This window comes from Methanosarcina mazei S-6 (assembly GCF_000970205.1).
Taxonomy (GTDB): Archaea; Halobacteriota; Methanosarcinia; order Methanosarcinales; family Methanosarcinaceae; genus Methanosarcina; species Methanosarcina mazei.
In genome coordinates, this window is sequence record NZ_CP009512.1 from 1,369,957 (window position 1) to 1,391,807 (window position 21,851).

The window sequence follows — 21,851 nt, forward strand, 5'->3', positions numbered from 1 at the left end:
GCATCCTCTACTTACGATATTTTTTTAATGACCGTGGGTTATATCTCTTTATTTTTTAAATAATTAATATACATTTTTTCTTATATGTCCTATATGGGAATACTTAGTCGAATGAAAATTGCTTTATCTGTCCTTAGTTGTATAATTAATTGATAAAGCTTTTCTTTCTAATTTGTCCTATATAAAAATACTTATATTTAAAAGAATGATGCTTTTGAACAAACAATAACAAACTGAGATCCGGGAATGCTCTAATTTATTTTATATCTTCATATGTGATGAAAATTCTATGTAATAACAATTAGATGCTCTGAACTATGAATTCAGTTTTTAGTGAGTTAAGGACTCAAAATAAAAGCCGCGTCCCTATAAAATCGGGTCTCTTAAAACCGGGGCTTTTAAGACCGAGTCTCTAATAGAAATTGAGTTCAGGATAAAAATTGAGTTCAGGATAAAAACTGAGGCTCGAAAGTTGAATAACAGCAAAAGCCGAAAAAAGATAATGAGAAATGCAATTTTAACGCAGAAATCAGGTAAGATCCCTCCAGGGCCAGATATCAGTCTGCTCTGATTAGTCTGCTCTGGAAAGGGTTTACCTGGAATATCTCACTCCGGATTAACCTACGAAAATAAAATTCTCAAATTGCCATGGGTCCGGGTCGTGCTTCACGGCGGGGCTTTCTTTGAAAAATATTTTGCGGTTTTTGAGTGGTGTCCAGTCCGAAGGTGTCGAAATAAATTTCCCGAGGTACGGTCTGGCAATATCCAGGACAAAATCATGGGGCAGGTCTTCAGGTGTTTTAACGCCTTCCCGCGGGTTTTCAAGCATCCATAGTATGGCAGCAACAATGCCTGCAGCTACCTGAAGAGTTGTAGCATTCTGGCCGGGAGCGAGGGACCTTGCCTCTTCAATGCTCAACGCACTCCCGGTCCACCAGGAATTATAAGAGTGACCCATCAGGAGTGCTCCCATTATATCTTCGCCAGATACGATTTCATTTGTCATGATCCTGAGCCTGGGTTGAAGCTCATAATTCCTGCCACGCAATTCGCAAAGAGAGGAAAGGGTATCATGAGAGGGCATGTAAGCATAATGTACTGTGGGGCGATATACCGCTTTTTCACCTTCCCAGACAGTTAGCAGTTTTGAAAGGCCATATGATTCTCCGTGACGGATAGCCATACCTACAATTTCTTCGTCAGGTATCCACGACCTGACCCATGCATTAACGCCCATCTGAGGAAGGAGAATTACATTTTTCGGTCCGTAAGGAGGTATATGTGCGAGGGGAGGCAATTTGCTCTCATGGGTGCCCCAGGCTATTTCAACCGGAGCAGTTCCTTCTTCTCTTAATCCTTCAATGCTCCATGTTCCTACAAATTCATTAACTTCCTTTGGCCGGCTGGCAATTTGAGTATCCCTTTCGCTGCAGTGGATCACCCTGATTCCCAGCTTCCGGGCCAGGCGGGCAAAGTCCCTGTTTTTTGCAAGGAGGGCAATTTCCTGTTCGTCTTCGGGTGATACTTTTTTGTCTTCACAGGTGCGGGCGGCAATATCCAGCAAGCCCTGCTTTACGAAGTGAGTTATCAGGCCCGGATTTGCTCCATGGTCAACAACAGCAGTCGGAGCATCTTTCCAGTCGCGGGAAAGTTCCTGCAGTCTCATTTGCCGTAAATAAAGAGATTTTTCCAATAAACTTTGAGTCAGAAATTTCTCAGCAGGGTCCCATACTTCAACCGAAGTATTAACGTACAGTACCTCATGATCATGGCACCACTTAACGATTTCATTGGCATCGATATTCCACGAAAGATCAATGATCATTCCTTCATTTTCCATATTTTGTGACAGAACCTGATCCAGATTTTCCGGGGTAATCTTTTCACGGACAAACGTTAATCCCTGATTAGTATACTTTTTCAGGGCTTTTGACTTGTCTTCAAAATCAATTAAGGTGATGTTTTCAAGCGGGATATCGAGCTTATCCAGTAAAAGGGGCAGGGTGCACTGTGAAACTGAACCATAACCAATAATCAGGACTTTATTGGAAAATCTTTTTTTCATAGGATTCGTAAACGTGAGACATGAATATAACTTTTCTCATATTAACTTCTCTCAATAATGCTACCTGATTTCTCCAAACTCTGGTGGAGGTTCATGGGATAAAGATAATCTACTTACATCTCACTAAAAAAATCCGGGTAATCTTTGCCATGGATCGTGACACATTTAGTCAAAACTTTTTTTATTTCAGTTCAGAAAGAGCTTTACAAACCGTTCAGGGCTGCATCCCGGGATATAGGCAGCTGATTAAGAAGTATTCTTAACAAAACAGGTTTGAGACGGCAAAAGCACGAGCCTGGTAGCGGTTAATAGGTAGTGAGATTCATGGAAAAGGAAATATTTTTTATTCAGCCTAATTCTGGACCCTTTTTCTCATATCTTTTCTCTTCCTTTTCGACCGCCGTTTGATCATTTGTAAGTTCTACTTCTTTTTGTGAATTTTGCTCGTAAATTAATCATAACCGGAAAATATTCTTGCTTTATCCTTTTCTCCGGAATTCCCACTTCCCTTGAAAGAGAGACGATTGCGTCTACCATCTTCTGAGGGCCACTTGTATAGAAAGTGCGCTCTATAAAATCTGGTATAAATCTTTTGACCATTTCTGCATTGACTCTCTCTGACACACCCTTCCAGTCTGATCCGGGTTTAGTAATTGTTTCAATTACTTTTATGTTTGGGTTTTCCGTCTGAATGCAAGGTAATGGAATCCCTGAGGTTTCTCAAACCTTACGCTCTTTATATCAGGTGTTCTCTGAATAGTCTCAACTACTTTTGTTTCAAAAAATCATTTTTACCCCACTAATCGATGATTACTCGAAAATTGATCCCGTATAATTTAGGTAAATCGACATATGACACACGTATGCAATAGGATTTACGTTGTTGAATTAACCTGAGTACTAAAAACTTATTTTCATTCCAACCGCATAAGTTGTGATTATTCCGGAAACTGAAAAGGCTTTTATGTTCTAAATTTAAGATATAGAATGAATATTTTTTAATTAATATTATTCGGGGGATAAAATGGATAAGAGAGGGAATTCGAAAGTTGCATACACTTTAGAGAATGTCAAAAAATGTATGTGCCCAAAGTGCCCTGTCCAGGCTGACAGCAAATGTGCAATGGATAAACTTGATAGTTTTATGAAAGGGTTGGAAACTGCACGGGAAGGAGATGTTCCGGAGCCTCAAAACGTTCCAGGAGTATACTGTTCCACAGGCAAAACCACCTGTCAGGATCTTAACCCTAACCAGCAATGCATTTGTTATACCTGTGCAGTCTGGAAAGAGTACAATCTCGGAGAAGGAACGCCGTCTATGTACTTCTGCCAGAACGGTAAAGCAACCTGATTTATAATTAGAAAATAAAAATGCTATATCTGGAAGCAGACAGTAAATTGGCAGAAATAAACTTTAGTTCATAAAAGAAGTTATTACGATATTGTTGTCTGAAGCAGTTCAACCTCTTGTAGAATTGTCAATGTTTTATTTGCATTTTTGAGGAGGGGAAGAAGGCGTATGTGATCAGCTGGTTCCTCAAAGAAGTTCGATGTGCCAGCTGATTCTGCATGGAGACAAGGAGCAGGTAGTCCCGATCGGCATCTCGACTCTTCTCTCTTTCAAGATCGTCAAGGACATCACGCTGAGACCTGCAGGGATGCGTCGAATAGTATGTGCACGACTCTTAAAGATCAGTGAACGAGGATTCGCTCGGTTTTTTCAATACATCAGACAGGGGCAAAACTGCCAGTCTTTGGTGAGTTTTGGAATAAACATTCTTTAGAGAAACAATGATTAAAAAGCACCATAAAGAATTGCTATCACCCAAAGAGTTGCTAACCTATGATATTGGGTTGCGTTGTAATACAGAAGGTTGGGAGGTCTTTCAACATGAAGCTAATAAGCAAAGTAATTGAAAGGAGAGTCTGTAATGCCATTGGATGATGCGCATCATACCTTTTTGAATGACGAAATTGGAGAGAAACGGGCAGAAGAAGAGCTAGAAGCTTCATCGCCCCAAAGCTCGACACCGGCTGAATTAGTCGATGCAATCAATCTGGTTTTCGGCAAGCAAACCTATAATCGAGCAATCCATGCGAAGGGCATCGTGTTAGAGGGAAGATTTCTCCCCAGCCCTTCGGCGGCAGCATTGAGTAAGGCGCCGCATTTTCAGAACGCAGCAGTCCCCGTGACAGTTCGTTTTTCCGATTTTGCAGGCATACCTACAATATCAGACACGGATGATCTTGCAAATCCGCGAGGTATGGCAGTGAAGTTTCATCTACCGGACGGATCGGAGACAGATCTTGTGATACATTCGTTCAATGGATTTCCCTCCGCCACTACTGATGAGTTTCGGGAACTCCTGATTGCAATTGGCTCAAGTGGACCCGGAGCTGCTACTCCGACGCCGGCTGACACTTACCTTGCAACACATCCAGTTGCGAAGTCGTTCCTGGAATCACAACAGCCTCCGCCAGTCAGCTATGCAACGCTCACTTATTTTGGAGTCAACAGTTACAAGTTCACCAATGCACAGGATCAGGTTGTTTTTGGTCGTTACCGCATCGAGCCTGAGGAGGGAAACCAGTTTTTGTCTGCAGAGGAGATTGAAAAAGCTTCTCCTGATTACCTTGCAGACGAGATTCGCCAGCGTCTGGCACGCGCACCAGTTAAGTTCGATTTACGCGTTCAAATATCGGAACCGGGAGATAAAATAGACGATCCTTCAATTGCGTGGCCTGGCACACGCAGGCTCGCCGATATAGGCCTAATCGAGATCACAAAAGTTATCCCAGATACTGATGCAGTGGAACGTGATCTTCTCTTCCTTCCCGCCCAATTACCCGAGGGAATCGAGCCGGCCGACCCTATGATCCAGTTTCGTAACGCTGCCTATGTTATCTCATACGGGCGCCGCCATCAATAATATACCAGGAAAATGAAGGTCATTAACGGATAAAACCATGAACATTCCATTTAAAGAATTTCAGTGAATTGCGGCTGATGTTGTGTAACTAGTACTGCGATTCCAAATAAATTCCTTATTTCAGAATAGAATTCTTGATCGTTGGGTAGATTGAAACATCAAGTTTTATTAAAATGGTTCGGAATCGGAGAGCTAGTTTTGTCTATTCAATTTTTCGCGATCACTATCTCTTTAATCTTGAGTCCAGGTACTCCTTTAAAACTGCGGCGTTATTTAAATCCTCATTTTTTGCGGCATAGAGCAGGGTCAGGTCAGTTTCTTTCGCTTTATCCATGAGTTTCTGTACATATTCTTCCTTTAGTTCCAGTTCTTCAAGATAGCATTTCCTGAACTCTTCCCATTTTTCAGGATCATGGGAAAACCATTTTCTAAGTTCGTCCCTGGGAGCTATCTCCTTTAACCACAGGTCAAGCCTGACTTCGTTTTTTCGAAGTCCCCTGGGCCAAAGCCTGTCTACAAGTACCCTGAATCCATCATGGTCTGATGGTTGTTCGTAAATCCTTTTTAGTCGAATCAACTACTTCCCCCCCTTTTAATTATTTAAACATTTTCTGAGTTCATTTTTTCCTCTACTCACTTTTTACTTTCCGGATGGGCTCTAAATGGTTTCTACGTGTCCAGATTTAACGACTAAAAGCAATAGCCCGAAGTCTGAGTTGCTGATTCTAATATTGCAGTTTGTAGCATATTATTTTTTAATAGTTCTATTTCCTTTTCAATTCCATCATTTCTTGCTTGGCCGAGATCAGTTTGTCTCTCATTTTAGATGCTCGCACCTCAGCTGCTTTAATTCCGTCCTGCAACTCTCATAAAGTTCTGATTCTTCAAGATCCGATTCCGCACGTAACTTTTCGACTCTCAATATTTTCCCTTAAATACTACCAACTGTTTCCAATGTGAGTTTATATACACGAAAACTCATTCTCAGCAAATTGAAGATCTAAATTTGATGGCTTTAAATTTTATTATACTGATCCTTTTTCAGGCAATTGCTTGTAAAGGTTCCCATTTTTGGGTGAAAATACCTTGATAGCTTTAAGAGAAATATCAGTTTTTTGATTTTCAGAAACTGGATTTGTGCTTTTCAACCAGCTTCTCATATACTTTCAAAGTTTTTTCAGCTATGGTTTTCCAGTTGTATTTCTGTTTAAGAAGATAGTTCCCTTTTTCTCCCATCTTGTTACGACCAAGCCTTTCAAGGATATAATTTAGGCCCCAGGCAATAGAAGAGGGTTCTTTATAAGCAATAATGCCTGTTTTGAAGTTTTCCACAAGTTCAACCACGGCGAGCATCCTTGTTGCGCCTCCTACAAGGATCACTTGTAACTATCGGTTTACTTGCGTCCCAGGCTTCAAGTACGATAATTCCGAAAGGCTCGTTCCTGCTAGGAATGCAAACAAGGTCACAGGCATTAAACCAGTCTATCACAGTATTATCCGCGGCATACCCAAGAAAGTTACAGGAATTTCCGATCCCAAGTTTATGAGCTTGATATTCACAAAGGGCGCGCATTTCCCCTTCTCCTGTGAGTACAAACTGTGCATTCTTTTTTCAGAACCTTTGCCGCAGCTTCTATTAGCAGGTCAGGACCTTTCTGATATGCCATCCTTCCAGTAAATTAACCCTGGTTCCCAGGTGAAGGAAAATTCCTTAACTGTTGCATCAGGCCGAGAAGGTTAGCCTCACCCCACAACTCGACAATCTTACCATCCTTAATACGGAAGATCTCTATGCCAGTCATGGTTATTGTTTTTTCTGTGGCCGGCAGACCCATAAAATCGCCTTTATGTATACCATGGGCTGTGAAGCGAGCAGCCACATTATCTCCTTCGGCAATCATATCTTCTATTGTAACATTGAGGTGTTCGAAGGCTGCTCTGCATGAGGTGATTACTTCTTTTATTCCATTTATTCCTGAAGATACAGGAAGAGGAACATGAAGAGTGAAATCAGATGATAGCAGTTCATTGGCAATATTTAGATTTCCTTTAGAGGGCCCTTCCTCAAAGAATCGACGGACTATTGCTTTATTCTCTTCTGTAGACATATTTCTCCTCTATTGTTTTATTTATCCTGTTTGTGTGATTTTGCTTCACAGCAAGCGTGTGGATTCGGTTTGTCTCGGGACTTTAACAACGAGTACTCTAAAGATTCCATCTCCGGGATTCAAAAGGCGGTGAGGAACTTTTGCAGGACTTTCAATTAACGTATCCATGCTGACCTCCTGTTGCTCATCCCCAATCTCAACAATGCCTTTCCCCTCAAGAATATAGAAAAAGACATTTGTTGGAGTGCTATGCTTTTTTAAGGCTTCTCCTGGCTTTAGTTCTATATGTACTGCTTGGGCATGTTCTGTATCATAGAGCATTCTAACGCTTACATTATGAGGATTCGGCTTTTCAGGTGAAGATTCCATATCAATAACTTTCATATTGTTCCCTCTTTTAACCATAATTTTATGTTATTCAGTATATTTTAATAATTTAGTTAGTGTTGCGTCAATGTTCAGAGATTTAATTTCTGAAAATCACAATTAATCTATGCGATATTTTGCTGTTGACGCAACACCAGTTTCTTCATAAAGTTCAAGCTTGATTCAGAAGTACTTTCATATCAGCTTCAACGGTTGTGTTTGGCCTGATATTGAAGTTTTCAACCAGCACTTTAAGGACGTTCGGCGAAACAAAGGCTGGGAGTGTAGGACCCAGGGTGATGTTCTTTACTCCAAGACTCAGGAGGGCAAGCAGAACAAGCACGGCTTTTTGCTCATACCATGCTATGTTGTAGGAAACAGGGAGATCATTTATGTCCTTGAGGCCGAAAGCCTCTGCAAGTTTCTGAGCTATTACTACAAGAGAGTATGAATCATTACACTGACCTGCATCGATTACTCTTGGGATTCCTTCTATATCTCCAAGATCCAGTTTGTTGTAGCGGTATTTTGCACAGCCGGCTGTCAGGATTACGGTGTCTTTTGGTAGGGCTTTTGCAAAATCTGTGTAGTAAGCTCTTTCCTTATGTCTGCCGTCGCAGCCTGCCATGACCATGAACCTGCTGATCTTTCCGGTTTTTACGGCATCTATTATCTTATCTGCAACAGAAATGGCTGCATCATGTGCGAAACCTCCGACTATTGTTCCACTTTCCAGTTGCTCGGGTGGCTTGCTCATTTTTGCCTGTTCTATAAGCGGAGTAAAGTCCTTTGTGCCATCTTCTTTTTCATATATATGGGTAAGCCCTTCAAAACCCACGACTCCTGTAGTGTAGATCCTGTTTCTGTATGATTCCCTTGGTGGGATTATGCAGTTTGTTGTCAGCAGGATGGGGCCGTTGAACTTTTCGAACTCTTCGTTCTGTCTCCACCAGGCATTTCCGTAATTGCCTACGAAATTGTCATATTTCTTAAATGCAGGATAAGAGTTTGCAGGCAGCATTTCTCCGTGGGTATAAACATCTATTCCGGTACCCTTTGTCTGCTCAAGGAGCTGTTCGAGATCCCTCAGGTCATGCCCACTGATAAGTATTCCAGGCCTATCTCTTACACCTATATTAACTACTGTCGGTTCAGGGTTTCCATATGTTTCTGTATTTGCTCTGTCAAGCAGGGCGAGGACAGAGACACCTTTCTGTCCGCACTCCAGGACAAGGCCGGTTAGGGCTTCTACTCCTAAGCTGTCGTCTGTTGTTGCAAACAGTCCTTTTTCTATAAACTCAAAGCTTGCTTCATCTTTATATCCCAGAATATAGGCATGGTGTGCATAAGCGGCCATTCCCTTCATCCCGTAGGTGAGAAGTTCTCTAAGGGATCGGATATCTTCATCTGCAGTTGAGTGAACAGCAACATCCAAATTTCCTATGTTTTCAGGGGTAACTGTAGCCACTGCAGGCAGGTCTTTTTCGGCATCTATTATTCCCGAAGGAAGCTTTGCCTTAATGTTGTCTCTGAGCTCAAATCCTTTCTTTATATAGGATTCAATTTCCTCCTTGTCAAAATTAGTGTTAGTAAGAGTGGCAAAGAAGCCGTCAAGAATAAAACGATCTGTTGCTTCTTCATTCAGACCTGCAGCCCTTGCTTTAAGATTATAAAAAGAGATGCTTTTGAGGACATAGATCAATCTGTCCTGAAGATCTGCAACTTCCCCTTTCTTGCCGCATACTCCATTTTTCGTACAACCTATTGACTTAAAAGTTTCTTGACATTGATTACAAAACATATTTTATCACCTTTAAAACTGTTATTCAGTTTACTCCCGGTTTTTTCATTCTTTCATATCTGCAGATCCAGTTTCTGAATCATTGAGGTGTAGTGTACTATATTTGTAGAATGTATCTGTAAAATACATTAGGGAACTATTTTCTATACGATAGTGGCTCATATATAGGAGACAGTTTCGATGTGGGTACCTTAATAATAAAAATTCAATTTCACAAAAAACCGGATGCACAATCTTTGTCGGAGGTAAGCTGGGAAGGAAGCCTGGACACGGGACAAAGCTGGCCAACATTAATTCCACCTCAGTAATGGTCTTGATTCTGTAGACACCGGGCAGGTGCCTGTGGTGTATATTGTTACTTTTGCCATACGCTCTAATTCTATTGTTATCCAGTTTCATTCAATTTTTTTTCAATTAGTTTCTTTTTTATTCATTCCCAAAATTTAATACTCGATGAGCACATTGATGTCCCCGATCTTCTTTGATACGTTGACCAGCGTCTCGTACTCGGCCTTCCTGAAATTCAGAGCGGTCAATGTGTTTCCAACTTTCATGTTGTTGAACTGCACATTGTCCAGCCAAGAAGGCAGATGTGGCTTGTTGATAATCAGCCGGTTGTTCAGGGCATCAGGAGCTATGCCCAGGCAGGCTGTGAGCATACATGGTATGGTTCCAGACGCCCATGCCTGCGGGCTACAGGCTATCGGGTATTTCACGGGGATGTCGTACTCAGAGCGAGTAAGCCCACTGAAGCATTCCGGCAGGCGGTAGCCCTCGAACGTCCTGGCCGCCTCGTATATGCCTGTGAACAATAAGGACATTTCATTGATGAACCCGTATTTTCTCAAGCCCATGCTAATGATTGCGTTGTCATGCGGCCAGACCGTGCCGTTGTGATATCCCAGCGGGTTGTACCGCTGCTCTTTAGATGATAGCGTGCGAATGCCCCATTCGGTGAACATGTCGTCTCTGAAGATCCTGTCGACCAGGTATTTTACGTATTTTTGATCGATAATTCCTGTCCACAGGCACTGTGCCGGGTTAGACGATATCACGTCACATACGCCTTCCGCATCCAGTGCCTGGGCGAAAAATTGACTGTCTTTCATCCAGAATTCACGGTTGAACCTCTCTTTCAGTTCCCTTGCTTCCTTTTCCAGCCTTGCTGCATCATTTTCCCGTCCCAGCTGCCTGAATAGAGGTGCAAGTTGCCTCTTCGCCATGTACACGTATCCCTGTACTTCGGCAACGGCGACCGGTTGTTTCGCCAGAGTGCCATCCGAGCGGCTGATGGAATCGGGAGAGTCCTTCCATCCCTGGTTGTAAATGCCCATTGGGGATCTCACCGCATAGTAGGCAAAACCATTTCCTTCCAGATTGGCGTAGACATCGATCCATTCCAGGGCCATATCCACATTGCCTTCCAGCTGCTTGACCAGTTCGATGTCCCCGGTCCAGTTTACGTATTCGGCCAGGAGGATCAGGAACAGAGGAGTAGCATCGACAGTGCCGTAGTAAGGCGAATGCGGGATCAGGTTCAGGTTCGCTAGCTCGCCCTGCCTCAGCTCGTGAAGCATTTTGCCGGGCTCCTGGTCCCTCCAGTTATCTGATCTGTTGCTCTGGAATTTTGCGTTCACCAGCAGTGTGCTTTTTGCCAGCCCTGCATCGAAAGGCAATAGCTGGAGAGCTGAGATTATGCTATCTCGCCCGAATAATGTGTCATACCAGGGCACCCCGGCCGAATGGAACACATCACCGTTAAGGCTCATGCGCATCATTTTCAGGTCAGACAGTGAGCGCACCATGATGCTGTTGAAAATGTTGTTGCTGGTTGGTATGCTGTCACTGTATTCGAGGGCCTTGACGTAGGACCTTATAATCTGGTTCATTCGCTCATCGGGATCTTTCACTGGCCGCTCAGGTTCCTGGCCGGGCTCGATCTCCTCTACGGAGATTTCCACATCAACTGTCTGTGACCCGCGTGGGGATATATCCAGTTCAAATGTGCATTTTTTTCCTTCGACCCTTGTGGGCAATGGATCAAATGCAATGATTGTGTTGCGATGAAGTTTGTCCTCTCCCTCGTAGGATAAGTAAAGCTTTTTGCCATCGAACCTGGTAGGCAACACTTCTCCGGAGGTCGGTGGGGCGATGCCCCTGACTGTGAACATGTCTGCGAAATCTGCGTTGAATTCAAAAGTAAGGCTCAGGGTCACAGGGAACGTGTTGAAGTTCCGGATAGTCTGGCTGTGCCGGATGCAGCCCGGTATGACCGTGGCAATAGTGCCAAGAAGCGTTTCTTTGGGGACGGTGGTGCCCGTGCAATCCTTCATTTCCGGGTTGGTGACCATAAGAGTTGATCTAAACCCTCTCACGTCACTGGATAGAACCTGCGTTGGAGGCATATCCATGAGCCGCATGAGAAAACCGCTCAGGTACCTGCAGTCACGGTAATAGAGGCCATATCCGTAATTTTCTATAATAGGTATCTCGCCATTCTCTTGCGTTACGAACGTCAGCCCATTATCCCTTATGACCATACTGTTGATGATGCTATTGGACAGGGTATGTCTCTTGTATATGTCCCATGCTTCAGGGATTTTCTCTCGTTCAGAAAGCTCTAGCATGCAAATTCCTCAAAACATGATATCAATTTTATATAGTGGCTGCAGCCTTCAGGACAGGCTCTGCCGTAAGGTCGCTTCTTACAAAAACTGCATAGTCGGACTGGTCGCACATCCAGGGAATCTGCTTTTCATCGTTATTGGCGTAAGCAGAGTTTTTTACATATGAAATCAATCTCAATGAACGCTAGTTTTTATAAGATCTCAATAAGTGCTAGTTTTTCGTAAGGTCCAAGAGTTGCACAGTTTTTGGAGTAAGTATTCATTTTCACCTGTTTTATGCACTTGCCTGATTAAGAAGCGATGTTAATATCTTCAACTGTTAATTCATTATCAGCAAGTACCACCGGACACTTCTTGCTGGTTGTGATAACCTATATGACGATGATTACAGCCTATATGCTTGAATTCTACACATTAGGAAAATACAATTAACCATATCCAGGAAAGTACTCTTGCTTTGCTGTTTATCCGAAAGTTTCAGTTCCCTTAAAAGAGAGACCATAGCATCTACCAACTCCAGCATCTACCATCTTCTTTATTTTAATTAAGATTAGAGGTTTTGGGATTAGTTCAACCACAGGGTTTGGTACGGCTCAAGAGAAACGATTAATTTTTCACATTTTAAACAAACGTTTATTTTTTCACGGTTAATAAGATTGACCATACATGTCGTTTTATTGATCTTTTCAGCTAAATCATTTAATAATGTAAGAGAAGTCTCCAATTCTTCTCCAGATAAATTATTTACAATGATTACATACTGATCATCACTATCTATCAGATAGGAAAAAATCTCTTTTTTGTCTGATTCTAACCTGGATAATTTTCCTCTTCCTAAAACAGGTATCCCTTTTCGCACTTCTATTAAGTTCCTGACTGTTTTGTAGATTATATTATCTTTCTTTGAACTATAGAAGTCGCTCTTTAAAATAGGACCACGGTTAATATCACGGCTATCAAAACAGCTTAAGTTTATATTTATTTTATTTAGAATTTCCTTACGCTTTTTTTCGGCTTTTTTTCCATATTCCGTGTTGTTTTTGGCTCCAATTTCATCTCCATAGTAAATCACAGGTATCCCGGGGAGAGAAAGAAGTATAGCAAAAGCAAGTTTGATTTTCGCGGGATTTTCGTCTAAGAAATTAGCCATTCTGCCGCTAATTCCAAGACCCTTAAATTCTTCACCTTTTGAAATTAATGAACCATAAATAATTTCTCGAGTACTAATATCAGCCATTTCAACGGTCAATTCATCATGTACTCTTAAAAATTGAGCCCATGCGGTGGATTCCGGGATAGCAGGAGTTTCCTCATGTACATTCCAAAAAAATTCATTATTTTCTGTAATCAGACTTGCCCAAATCGCAGGCATATGAGGGAAATTGTAAGCAACCTGAACCCCATCTGTTCGAGTTAAATTTTCGCCTCCATAAATATTAAAGGTGCGTTCTTTACCAAAATATTTAAGAACCTCTTCCGGGGGCTCACAAGCTTCAGCGTGGAAAATCGATCTGGGGCCGATTGCCTGATTAAATGAACTTAGAATTTTGATAATACAGTGGGTCTTTGGTTGATTTTCAGCATTTGTACCCTTTTCTTTTATAAGAAAAGGGATAGCGTCTAATCTAAATATATCTATACCTTTATTGCTCCAAAAACCTATCATTTTCTCCAAGACATAGTAAAGAACTTCAGGATTTTCCCAGTTTATATCAAGCTGGAAAGGATAAAAAGTATGATAGAAATAATAATCCTCTCCACCAATGCTGATTTTTCTATAGTGAGTTTCTTCACAGGCATCAGTAAAAATCATCCTCCTTTCTGATGGAGGGGTCCAGTCTTCTTCAATATATTTAATTATCGTACCGTCCTGCGAACGTTCATACTCCGGTGGTTCTTTTCGAAATATGAAATAACCCAGTTTACTGACATCACCGTTTAAAGCGTCCTGGAACCATTCATGCTGGTCCGAAAAATGATTCAATACTAAATCTGCCTGGATTTTAAACCCATATTTTTTCGCTTCTCCTATAAACTGATCAAATTCATCCATCCCACCAAGGTCTTCTCTAATTTTTTGAGGGTCTCGAACATCAAAGCCCGCGTCGCCCATCGGAGAATCCATAAACGGCAAAATATAAAGTGTTGTTACTCCCAGATCTTTAAGATAAGGGAGCATTTCTATTAAATCTTTAAATGTATTGGCAGCATTTTCATTTTTTACGCCAAATTGATCTGCATAAAACGTGTACATTATTTCATCTTTATACCAGCTGCTATCTCTTGTGATATCTTCCATTTTTAAAGAAGCTGTACGTTCCGATCTAATTCTTTCAATAATTTCCAGGATATTTGCAAACATCTCATCTACTTTGTCTTCTCCATAGACCTTTTCCAATGCTGGTTTAATATCAATTTCAAGTTGTTTTAAAAAGGTTATGAGTTCTGGTTCGGCTCTTTCAATAATTTCCAGAGAGTTTGCAAACATCTCAACTATGCTGTCTTCTCCATAGACTTTTTCCAATGCCGGTTCAAAATCTATCTCATTTTGTTTTGGAATTTCGTGTGCCATCAGACATCCTCTCTCGAGATCGGTGCAAAATCAAACAAACCCACGATAATCGCCTATATTTTGTATTAGATTCCAGTTCTCTTATTCGATCCTCTCAGGTATTATAAGACAACAAAAATACAAAAATAACTATGTTTCTTTATTACGTACTTCTTAATGTATTTATTTATTTTTTTATTATTGTCTGATGCTGGATGCTAATGTTTTTTTATCTGATTTGCGGCTGGTTGTGCGAATGTTGGGGTAATTTTCCAGAGGAGATTATATTTGGAATGTAAACGATACCAGAAAACATTATTTACTATTTATATGATGATAAAAACGAAAAAAAGAATAAAACGGTTTTCTTTTACGATAATATTCCGACTGAAACAGAAACGACTATAGACATTTAGCGGACAGGCCCATACGCATGGCCAAAATTTGAGACAGAATCCAATCTTCCCGTGATTCCTGAAAATCGTGGCGTCCACTTGTTGACCTCTGTATAAGAAACTGGTTACATAATCTATGTGGCAGGAATTACACGCCGGTCTATACCCACACGTTTCCACAAGCATACCAGGAAATACCTGAGCGGGGATTAAACAGTCTTGGACATATCTGCCGTGAAATACAGGGTCAGAAAAGAGATATGGCATGGATGGGGCTGGACGCCAGAGAAACTCAATGAGTACGAGCGCAGGAAAAAAGCGAGCTGGCGGCGGCTGCTAGAAAACAACTGGCGGCATTTCGCATTTTCGTAGAAGACGTAGGGGAGCCTCGGGTCCTTGAGCGAATCTAAGCGACAATCATGAATACCCTCTACGAAAAATTGAATTAAACATGAACAAGCAGCCGGCAATAAAGATGAAAGATAAAGATATAGATAAAGTTCCAATGGAACATAGAGTCTTCAATTTTCTAGAGATGACCGGAAAAAAAGGTCGATGCTAAAAAAAGGATAAATGGAAAATCAGTTAATAGAGTTTGTAAAGCTTGAAAAAAGTCTTTGTCCTTGATGGATCACTAAAAAAATATTTTACTTTTTCAGTGCAATATAAAAATGTATACCACGTATTACCATTTCTACTATACGCACTTTTTTTATCTTCACAGTGTTTTATATCCCCAATATCGTAAATCTGGACTTTTCCCAGACTGTCTATCCCCACCTGAAGCCACCCTGCAACCTCATAGCCCGCTTCGCTAAGCTCGACCAGATTTTCTCGAAACTCGAAAAGTTGTTCATCTGATAGCTTTATTAAATCTGATAAAGAAGTTTTTAATTTGGGTCGAACTAATCCTAAATAGTCCTCTCCGCTTGCTGTTTTTACTCCAAGCTTTACAACTCGAGTAGGGATAATAATTTTCAGTTTTTTAAGTTTGTTGTAAGTTTCGATTTCTTTAAGAAGCAGCACCCTAAATAACTTAGTTCTTGTATCAATATCTTGCATTTTTTCAGTATCAGTATAAGGTATGAACCGTTTTGGTACTTTGATCACAAGATTAGGATTATTATCGAGTTCATAAACTATACCAGCACCGCCAAAGCCCAACTCCTTAGAGCCGAATTTAATATCAGGATTACTGTCAAACCACGCCCTGTCCTCGGGTGAAAAGTCCATTCCTTATCCTTCCATATTAGCTTCTAACATTGGGGGATACGTCGGTCTCGGGAGCTCTTCCAGAATCCGTTATCTTATCTTCTCGTTTTCATCATGCTTAAGGAATGAAGAAAATATAATTTCAAACCATTATATGCTGATTTGTCTGTGATATGACTTGAAAATTGGGATTATAAAGCTATTTCCAGAGTGGAAATTTGAAGTTGTTTTCTACCACTCCTTAAAATTATAGATATAAACGAACTGTAAAAAAGAACTGTAAAAATATTAAGGTTCAATTAGAATCTGGTGTAAGTGCTGCAATTCAAACGCAATAACCTCCATACGGATAATCTCCGAACCTTCCTTTGATCTTTTGCGGGCGACCCTCTTATAGTTAAGATCAACATAGGAATTCAACATAGGAATTTAGACACTGAATAAAGTCCATATACCAGGAAACATTAGAAATAGAAAGAAAAAGAAGAGAGAAAGTCCGATAAAGGTAGATGGAATGAGTTCAAAAAGAAGAGTATGATCGAAAATTTCTTTAGCTGGATAGAGGCATGTAAAAAGGTGTTTACAAGGTATGAAATAAAAGAAATATCCTACCTGGGAGTTATAATATTAGCAGCAATAATGAGATTAAATCAAGTTTTGGGATGATCTCAATATGGATGATCTCAATATAAATGATATTATTCAATTGATTGTTTGATTCCTTGCGCAGATGACTGATTATCTCTATCTGTCACCGTAAAACGCACAGAGAATTCTGTCCCATTGTCTCTTTTCAATTCAAGCTCGCCATCAAGCTGGTCTACAAGGGAAGTTACTAGTGTCATGACAATTTAATTATTGAGCATAATTTATAGTATTTCTATGTCAATACATAACGATTCTTAACTTATAAAATGACCAAAAACTAAATGTTCATGACACTAGCTGCATGCCAAGAGTGTCAATACTTTCCATATCGAATTTTTCAGGAATGCCCACGCCATTATCTGAAACGGTCAGAACGAAATTGGTAATCTTACAGTCTTCGTTTATGCTTTTTGTACATTCTCCGTTTTCTTCTTTATACAGTTCTATCCGGATTTCTCCTTCCTTTCTATCGGGAAATGCATGTTTAAGAGAGTTCGAAACAAGTTCATTGACAATCATTCCTAAAGGAACTGCAGTGTCCATATCAAAGAATGCATTTTCCTCCAGATTCATCTTCAAGTTAATATCGAGATTTCCGACTACATAAGTCTGTAGAAGGTTCTCAGCAAGTTCCTCAATATAGGATGAGAAGTTCAAAGTTTCGAACCCTTCACCTTTGTACAGTTCCTCGTGTATCAGAGCCATGGATATAACTCTGTCCTGGCTTTCTCTGAAAGCTTTAAGGACTTCGGAATCCTGAATACACCCTCTGTTATTGAATCTCTCAGCCGTAAGATCCAGGAGGGAAGAAATAACTTGCAGGTTATTTTTTATCCTGTGATGAATTTCCTTCTGGCGGGCAATGTCCATTTTTGCCAGAGCTTCCTCTGCCTGCTTGCGCTCTGTGATGTCGCTGGAGGCACCGAACCATTCAATTATTTCGCCATTCTTATCGAGAAGCGGAACTGCACGTGAGGAAGTCCATCCAATGCTGCCGTCTGCTTGCCTGACCCGATGCTCCAGTTCGAAAATGCTTTTCGTCCGAATGGCTTCATTGATGACGGCTGTCACGTATGGCTGGTCTTCCGGGAGGATATATTCCTGAAGCCAGGTGGGGTTCAGGTTTTCCGTGTCGGAAAGAAAACCCCGGCCACAAAGCCGGTTCATACATCTCCAATCCGGGCTCATGCGGTATATCACTTCCGAACTGGCTGTCACAAGAGCGCGGAAGCGCTCCTCACTCTTCCGTAAAACCTCATCTGCCCGCTTGCGCTCAGTAATATCTCTGGCAATAGTTGAAACCGCCATAAGTTCTCCAGAAGAACTGAAAACTGGAGAAAGAGTTACTGAAACATTTATTAATGTGCCGTCTTTTCTTAATCGTAAAGTTTCGTAGTATCTTATTTTCTCGTTATTTTTAACTCTCTCAATCAGCTTTTTTATTTCCCCTTTTAAATTCTCTGGCTCAAGTGTTGAGACATTTTTCCCCAGAATCTCTTCAGCCGAATAACCATATACCTGCTCTGCTCCTTTATTCCAGCTGGTAACAATGCCTTTAAGAGATTGTGAAAAAATAGAATCATCTGATGACTCCACAACGTTTGCCAGGTGCTGAATTTTTTCTTCTCCTTTTATATGTTCGGTAATATCCTGGATTATCCCTCTAATCCGAACAGGGGTATTCTTCTCACTAAAAACAACTTTGCTTTGAGAATGGACTACTCGTTCTTCTCCATTAGCTGATACAATCCTATAATTAATATCAAAGGAACCTTCGTTTAGAGCTTTTTTAACGGCTTTATCTACATAGTCTCGATCTTCTGGATGTACATAATCTAAGAATGTATCATAAGTCATTTCAAATTCTTGAGGTTTAAGTCCAAAAATACGATACAATTCATCAGACCAGTACAATTTATCAGTTGCAAGATTCCTATCCCAATTTCCAAGGTGAGATATTCTCTGAGCTTCAGCAAGGCCTTTTTCGCTTCTTTTTAATGCCTCCTCGGCCTGCTTTTGCTTGTCGATGTCCTGGATAACAGTAATAATGCCTTTGATCTCCCCAGACTTGTTGCGGAAAGGTACAGAGCTTACGCGAGTCCAGATTTCTAGCCCACCGTCGAAAGTATAGAGAAAATCTAACCCTGGAGTTACGTTCTCGCCTTTAAGTGCTCTTGCTCCGGGCCATTCGGATTGCGGAATCAGGTGACCATCAGCTCCCCATGTTCGCCAACGCCAGCTATTTTCAGAGTCACGCGATGGAATTGAGCCACTCACGAGGTCGCTGAGTAAACTATTGCTGATCAACCGGCGTCCTTGGGGGTCAAAGAGTCCGGTACCTACTGGTAGCTGCTCGAGAAAAGCGAAAAGTAATGCTTCACTCTCACGTAGCGCCTCTTCAGCTTTCTTGCGCTCGATAAGCTGTATTTCAGTTTCCACCCTTGACTTTTGTATTTCCTCGCGAGTCAGAAATTCCCGCCTGCGCCAGAAATGAAGCAGCCAGCTAGATATAACGGCAATGGCATTCACCATTAACATGCTGAGGAGCACCACAAAGGAAGCTTGTGGCGATACCCTCAGACCGGGTACAATAATTAATGTCTGCCCGATAGTGTACACCAGAGCCATAATAACCTGGTTTGTAAACCGGTTTGGGATAGCGAGAACTATGATGAAGACCGCGAGGACTGTGACAATTGTATGAGCGACAAAGTTTTCAGGTCGGGTCGAATTAATCGCGATGTTGGCAAGCGCGAAAAAAAGAACCCAAAAGAATACAGCCCGGTCATAGGAGTGATAGTTTGAAAGTTCTTTAAGGCTTTTGAGGAACAGGACTGTGTACGCAGTAAAAACAAGTCTAAGCGCTAAAAGCGCATAGAATTTACCTGAAAACCCAAGAAAACCATAGTCATTGACCAGAAGAGCTACAAAGGGCAGGAGGACCAGAAAAATAAAAATCCGGGCCTGAGATATGTCCTCACCAAAGTTAGCCTGTCGGAAGCGATCCTCCTGCTCCGCACTCAACCCAAATGCCAGCCATTTCTGGATGCCTCTGACTGAGTTCATTTTTTCATACCCCATATTTCAATATAATTAATAAAATGGCTCCAGGCCTGCGCCAGAGTTTATTTACTTCTTTATTCAACTAGATTATATATAGTAAACGAGCTTTTGTCAGTCTAGAACATATACGCTCATTTAATAACGCTGATAGCGCCGTATCTATAATTACCACAACAGATTAACTTTTAATTATCAGAGCTGGCCCCAAAAACCATTTTTTATCAATCGAAACCCATAAGAAATTTTTGATAGTTAAAAACTCAATCGGTTATCTGGACATCTTAATTCTTGTAAATAAAGATATCGATGCTGAATTCATCGTTTAACCATCTGAATCCCAATCAACTCTTCTGTTCAATGAAACTTATCTCTGTACAATGAAACTTATCTTGAACTCAGTACCTTTATCTCTTTTTAACTCGATTTCACCGTCTATCTGTTCAACCAGAATATTTACAAGCTGGAGTCCGAGAGAATTCGAACTCTCGAGACCTATCTCTTCCGGGATTCCTTTCCCGTTATCCGATAGCTCGAGTATGTAATTGAAGCCACTTTTTCCCATACAGTCCTTATCTGAGACAGGAATGTCACTCTTAGAGGCAGAATTTTTAGTTCTGAGGAGGTTTATTTGGATTTCACCTTTTCCAGCAGGAAAGGCATGCTTAAAAGAGTTTGAAACTAGCTCGTTTACAATAATCCCAAGAGGTATTGCTGTATCCATATCAAGGTCAACCTGCTCAAGGTTCAACTTGAAACTGATGTCCTTATTCCCAATATTATATGAACCAAAGAGGTCTGCAGTTAGCTTTCTCAGATAACTTCCAAATTCAAGGGTGTCTATTTTATCTCCTTTATATAACTCTTCGTGAATAAGAGCCATAGAGATTACGCGGTTCTGGCTTTCCATAAAAGCTTCGATAACTTCCGAAACTTTACAAACTTCACGGTGAGAAAACTTTTCTTTCTGAAGGTCAAGCAAGGATGAAATAACCTGCAGATTGTTCTTAATCCTGTGGTGAATTTCTTTTATGCGAGCCTCTTCAATCTTTACCAAAGCTTCTTCTGCTTTTTTACGCTCGGTGATGTCAACGTCCATCTTGAGTATCATAGGAGAACCGTCAACATCCGTGAACGGAAAATCATAGACATCAATCACGCTTCCATCCGGGATGGTGACTTCCCAATGGTGGGGTTGACCGGTTTCAAGCACCTTATATGATTCGCAGAATTCACAAGGCTCGGCAAGTCCATGACGATATTCATGACAGCGTCTGCCGCCTGACTCGCCAAACTTTTCACGGAAACTGCGGTTGGCAAAGGCGACGTGATAGTCAGGTACTAACAGGCATATCATTGCCGGCAGCGTCTCCAGCACGTCAAAGAGCCGCTGCCTCTCTGCCTGAACTGCCGCATGTGCCTGTTTGGTCTCGGTGATATCTATACCTACCTCCAGGATGAGTGTGGAACCATCTGAATCCTTGAACGGGTAGTCGTAGATGTCATAATTGCGGCCGTCTGGCCCTGTCCATTCCCAACGATGAGGTAAACCCGTTTTGAGCACCTTGTAGGTTTCACAGTTTTCGCAGGGTTCAACGCGCTGGAAGAGATATTCATAGCAACGCCGGCCCTCAGACTTGCCGAAGTGCTCTTCAAAGAAATGGTTTGCAAACGGCACCTGGTAATCCGGGGAGAGCAGTACCACGTAGGCCGGCAATATATCCAGCAATCTGTTCAATTGCTCCCGTCCGGCTTTAACGGCCTCATCAACCTTACAACGCGCTTCGTTCTCTTTGAGTGCCTCCTCTGGTTTCTTGCGCTCATTAATGTCGCTTTTAAGTTCTTCAGCTTCTGTTAGACATCTTTTCAGGCTCTGTACTTCGTCTTGTAAAGCGCTATTCTCATCTAATAAGGCGTGATTCTCATCTAACAGTGCCTGATACGATACAGGCTCCTGTTCTTTTGCCCCTTTAGAAAGCATGCTTATAATATCCTTCCAAATGTCAATTATTTTTTATTGATTTGGATTTTCAAAAAAAATTCATAGCTCACATTGCTGAAGGAGGTAGTTTTAGTGCTGCCGGGTCA

General features: G+C 41.4%; 16 protein-coding genes and 1 pseudogene. 4 read left to right on the forward strand and 13 right to left on the reverse strand.

The window, feature by feature from the left end; all coding sequences use genetic code 11:
• Nucleotides 1-616: 616 nt before the first annotated feature.
• A complete protein-coding gene (locus MSMAS_RS06040) occupies nt 617-2,065 on the reverse strand; it encodes a saccharopine dehydrogenase C-terminal domain-containing protein (RefSeq protein ID WP_048038681.1) in 1,449 nt (482 codons plus the stop codon).
• Nucleotides 2,066-3,089: 1,024 nt separating this feature from the next.
• Here MSMAS_RS06040 and MSMAS_RS06050 point away from each other — a divergent pair.
• Nucleotides 3,090-3,416: a DUF2769 domain-containing protein gene (locus tag MSMAS_RS06050; RefSeq protein WP_048038529.1), complete on the forward strand. Its 327-nt coding sequence runs from the start codon at nt 3,090-3,092 to the stop codon at nt 3,414-3,416.
• A gap of 580 nt (nt 3,417-3,996) precedes the next feature.
• Nucleotides 3,997-4,995: a catalase family peroxidase gene (locus MSMAS_RS06055; protein WP_080925746.1), complete on the forward strand. Its 999-nt coding sequence runs from the start codon at nt 3,997-3,999 to the stop codon at nt 4,993-4,995.
• A gap of 223 nt (nt 4,996-5,218) precedes the next feature.
• Here MSMAS_RS06055 and MSMAS_RS06060 read toward each other — a convergent pair whose 3' ends face one another.
• From MSMAS_RS06060 to MSMAS_RS06090, 8 genes and pseudogenes are all read right to left on the reverse strand, one after another.
• The gene (locus MSMAS_RS06060) at nt 5,219-5,572 is read right to left on the reverse strand and encodes a DUF488 domain-containing protein (RefSeq protein ID WP_048038679.1); all 354 of its coding nucleotides are present in this window, start codon (nt 5,570-5,572) and stop codon (nt 5,219-5,221) included.
• A gap of 545 nt (nt 5,573-6,117) precedes the next feature.
• Nucleotides 6,118-6,674, reverse strand: a pseudogene (locus MSMAS_RS06065) (glycosyltransferase family 4 protein); the annotation flags it as partial.
• Nucleotides 6,675-7,103 carry an ester cyclase gene (locus MSMAS_RS06070; RefSeq protein ID WP_048038526.1) on the reverse strand — a complete coding sequence of 143 codons (429 nt, stop codon included), beginning with the start codon at nt 7,101-7,103 and terminating at the stop codon, nt 6,675-6,677.
• 45 nt (nt 7,104-7,148) lie between these two features.
• On the reverse strand, nt 7,149-7,487 hold the full coding sequence (locus tag MSMAS_RS06075) for a cupin domain-containing protein (RefSeq protein ID WP_048038525.1): 339 nt from the start codon (nt 7,485-7,487) through the stop codon (nt 7,149-7,151).
• Between the two features lie 154 nt (nt 7,488-7,641).
• Nucleotides 7,642-9,270 carry a hydroxylamine reductase gene (hcp, locus tag MSMAS_RS06080; protein ID WP_048038676.1) on the reverse strand — a complete coding sequence of 543 codons (1,629 nt, stop codon included), beginning with the start codon at nt 9,268-9,270 and terminating at the stop codon, nt 7,642-7,644.
• 443 nt (nt 9,271-9,713) lie between these two features.
• On the reverse strand, nt 9,714-11,897 hold the full coding sequence (locus MSMAS_RS06085) for an amylo-alpha-1,6-glucosidase (RefSeq protein ID WP_050035715.1): 2,184 nt from the start codon (nt 11,895-11,897) through the stop codon (nt 9,714-9,716).
• Nucleotides 11,898-11,925: 28 nt separating this feature from the next.
• Entirely contained in the window at nt 11,926-12,075 is a 150-nt protein-coding gene (locus tag MSMAS_RS18680) for a hypothetical protein (RefSeq protein ID WP_155397867.1), read from the reverse strand.
• A gap of 387 nt (nt 12,076-12,462) precedes the next feature.
• Entirely contained in the window at nt 12,463-14,469 is a 2,007-nt protein-coding gene (locus MSMAS_RS06090) for an alpha-amylase family glycosyl hydrolase (protein WP_048038674.1), read from the reverse strand.
• 593 nt (nt 14,470-15,062) lie between these two features.
• Between MSMAS_RS06090 and MSMAS_RS18685 the strand changes: the two genes are divergently transcribed.
• Nucleotides 15,063-15,215, forward strand: coding sequence for a hypothetical protein (locus MSMAS_RS18685; RefSeq protein ID WP_155395344.1), 153 nt, complete (start codon nt 15,063-15,065; stop codon nt 15,213-15,215).
• Nucleotides 15,216-15,428: 213 nt separating this feature from the next.
• Here MSMAS_RS18685 and MSMAS_RS06095 read toward each other — a convergent pair whose 3' ends face one another.
• On the reverse strand, nt 15,429-16,076 hold the full coding sequence (locus MSMAS_RS06095; RefSeq protein ID WP_048038672.1) for a hypothetical protein: 648 nt from the start codon (nt 16,074-16,076) through the stop codon (nt 15,429-15,431).
• Between the two features lie 513 nt (nt 16,077-16,589).
• Here MSMAS_RS06095 and MSMAS_RS19730 point away from each other — a divergent pair.
• A complete protein-coding gene (locus tag MSMAS_RS19730; protein ID WP_259637115.1) occupies nt 16,590-16,721 on the forward strand; it encodes a hypothetical protein in 132 nt (43 codons plus the stop codon).
• A 32-nt stretch (nt 16,722-16,753) separates the two neighbouring features.
• Here the strand turns inward: MSMAS_RS19730 and MSMAS_RS18690 are convergent, their stop codons facing one another.
• The 3 genes from MSMAS_RS18690 to MSMAS_RS17835 form a co-directional block, all read right to left on the reverse strand.
• On the reverse strand, nt 16,754-16,900 hold the full coding sequence (locus tag MSMAS_RS18690) for a sensor histidine kinase (RefSeq protein WP_155395345.1): 147 nt from the start codon (nt 16,898-16,900) through the stop codon (nt 16,754-16,756).
• 88 nt (nt 16,901-16,988) lie between these two features.
• The gene (locus tag MSMAS_RS17830; RefSeq protein WP_230633347.1) at nt 16,989-19,769 is read right to left on the reverse strand and encodes a PAS domain S-box protein; all 2,781 of its coding nucleotides are present in this window, start codon (nt 19,767-19,769) and stop codon (nt 16,989-16,991) included.
• A 361-nt stretch (nt 19,770-20,130) separates the two neighbouring features.
• Nucleotides 20,131-21,744, reverse strand: coding sequence for a sensor histidine kinase (locus MSMAS_RS17835; RefSeq protein WP_052716858.1), 1,614 nt, complete (start codon nt 21,742-21,744; stop codon nt 20,131-20,133).
• Between the last annotated feature and the right edge of the window lie 107 nt (nt 21,745-21,851).

What these genes read in the sequence shown, in the direction of transcription:
- MSMAS_RS06095 (WP_048038672.1), bottom strand. Translation starts at nt 16,076, where the DNA reads ATGGACTTTTCACCCGAGGACAGGGCGTGGTTTGACAGTAATCCTGAT.
- MSMAS_RS06040 (WP_048038681.1), bottom strand. Translation starts at nt 2,065, where the DNA reads ATGAAAAAAAGATTTTCCAATAAAGTCCTGATTATTGGTTATGGTTCA.
- MSMAS_RS06085 (WP_050035715.1), bottom strand. Translation starts at nt 11,897, where the DNA reads ATGCTAGAGCTTTCTGAACGAGAGAAAATCCCTGAAGCATGGGACATA.
- MSMAS_RS06075 (WP_048038525.1), bottom strand. Translation starts at nt 7,487, where the DNA reads ATGAAAGTTATTGATATGGAATCTTCACCTGAAAAGCCGAATCCTCAT.
- MSMAS_RS06050 (WP_048038529.1), top strand. Translation starts at nt 3,090, where the DNA reads ATGGATAAGAGAGGGAATTCGAAAGTTGCATACACTTTAGAGAATGTC.
- MSMAS_RS19730 (WP_259637115.1), top strand. Translation starts at nt 16,590, where the DNA reads ATGATCGAAAATTTCTTTAGCTGGATAGAGGCATGTAAAAAGGTGTTT.
- hcp (WP_048038676.1), bottom strand. Translation starts at nt 9,270, where the DNA reads ATGTTTTGTAATCAATGTCAAGAAACTTTTAAGTCAATAGGTTGTACG.
- MSMAS_RS06055 (WP_080925746.1), top strand. Translation starts at nt 3,997, where the DNA reads ATGCCATTGGATGATGCGCATCATACCTTTTTGAATGACGAAATTGGA.
- MSMAS_RS18690 (WP_155395345.1), bottom strand. Translation starts at nt 16,900, where the DNA reads ATGACACTAGTAACTTCCCTTGTAGACCAGCTTGATGGCGAGCTTGAA.
- MSMAS_RS17835 (WP_052716858.1), bottom strand. Translation starts at nt 21,744, where the DNA reads ATGCTTTCTAAAGGGGCAAAAGAACAGGAGCCTGTATCGTATCAGGCA.
- MSMAS_RS06070 (WP_048038526.1), bottom strand. Translation starts at nt 7,103, where the DNA reads ATGTCTACAGAAGAGAATAAAGCAATAGTCCGTCGATTCTTTGAGGAA.
- MSMAS_RS17830 (WP_230633347.1), bottom strand. Translation starts at nt 19,769, where the DNA reads ATGAACTCAGTCAGAGGCATCCAGAAATGGCTGGCATTTGGGTTGAGT.
- MSMAS_RS06090 (WP_048038674.1), bottom strand. Translation starts at nt 14,469, where the DNA reads ATGGCACACGAAATTCCAAAACAAAATGAGATAGATTTTGAACCGGCA.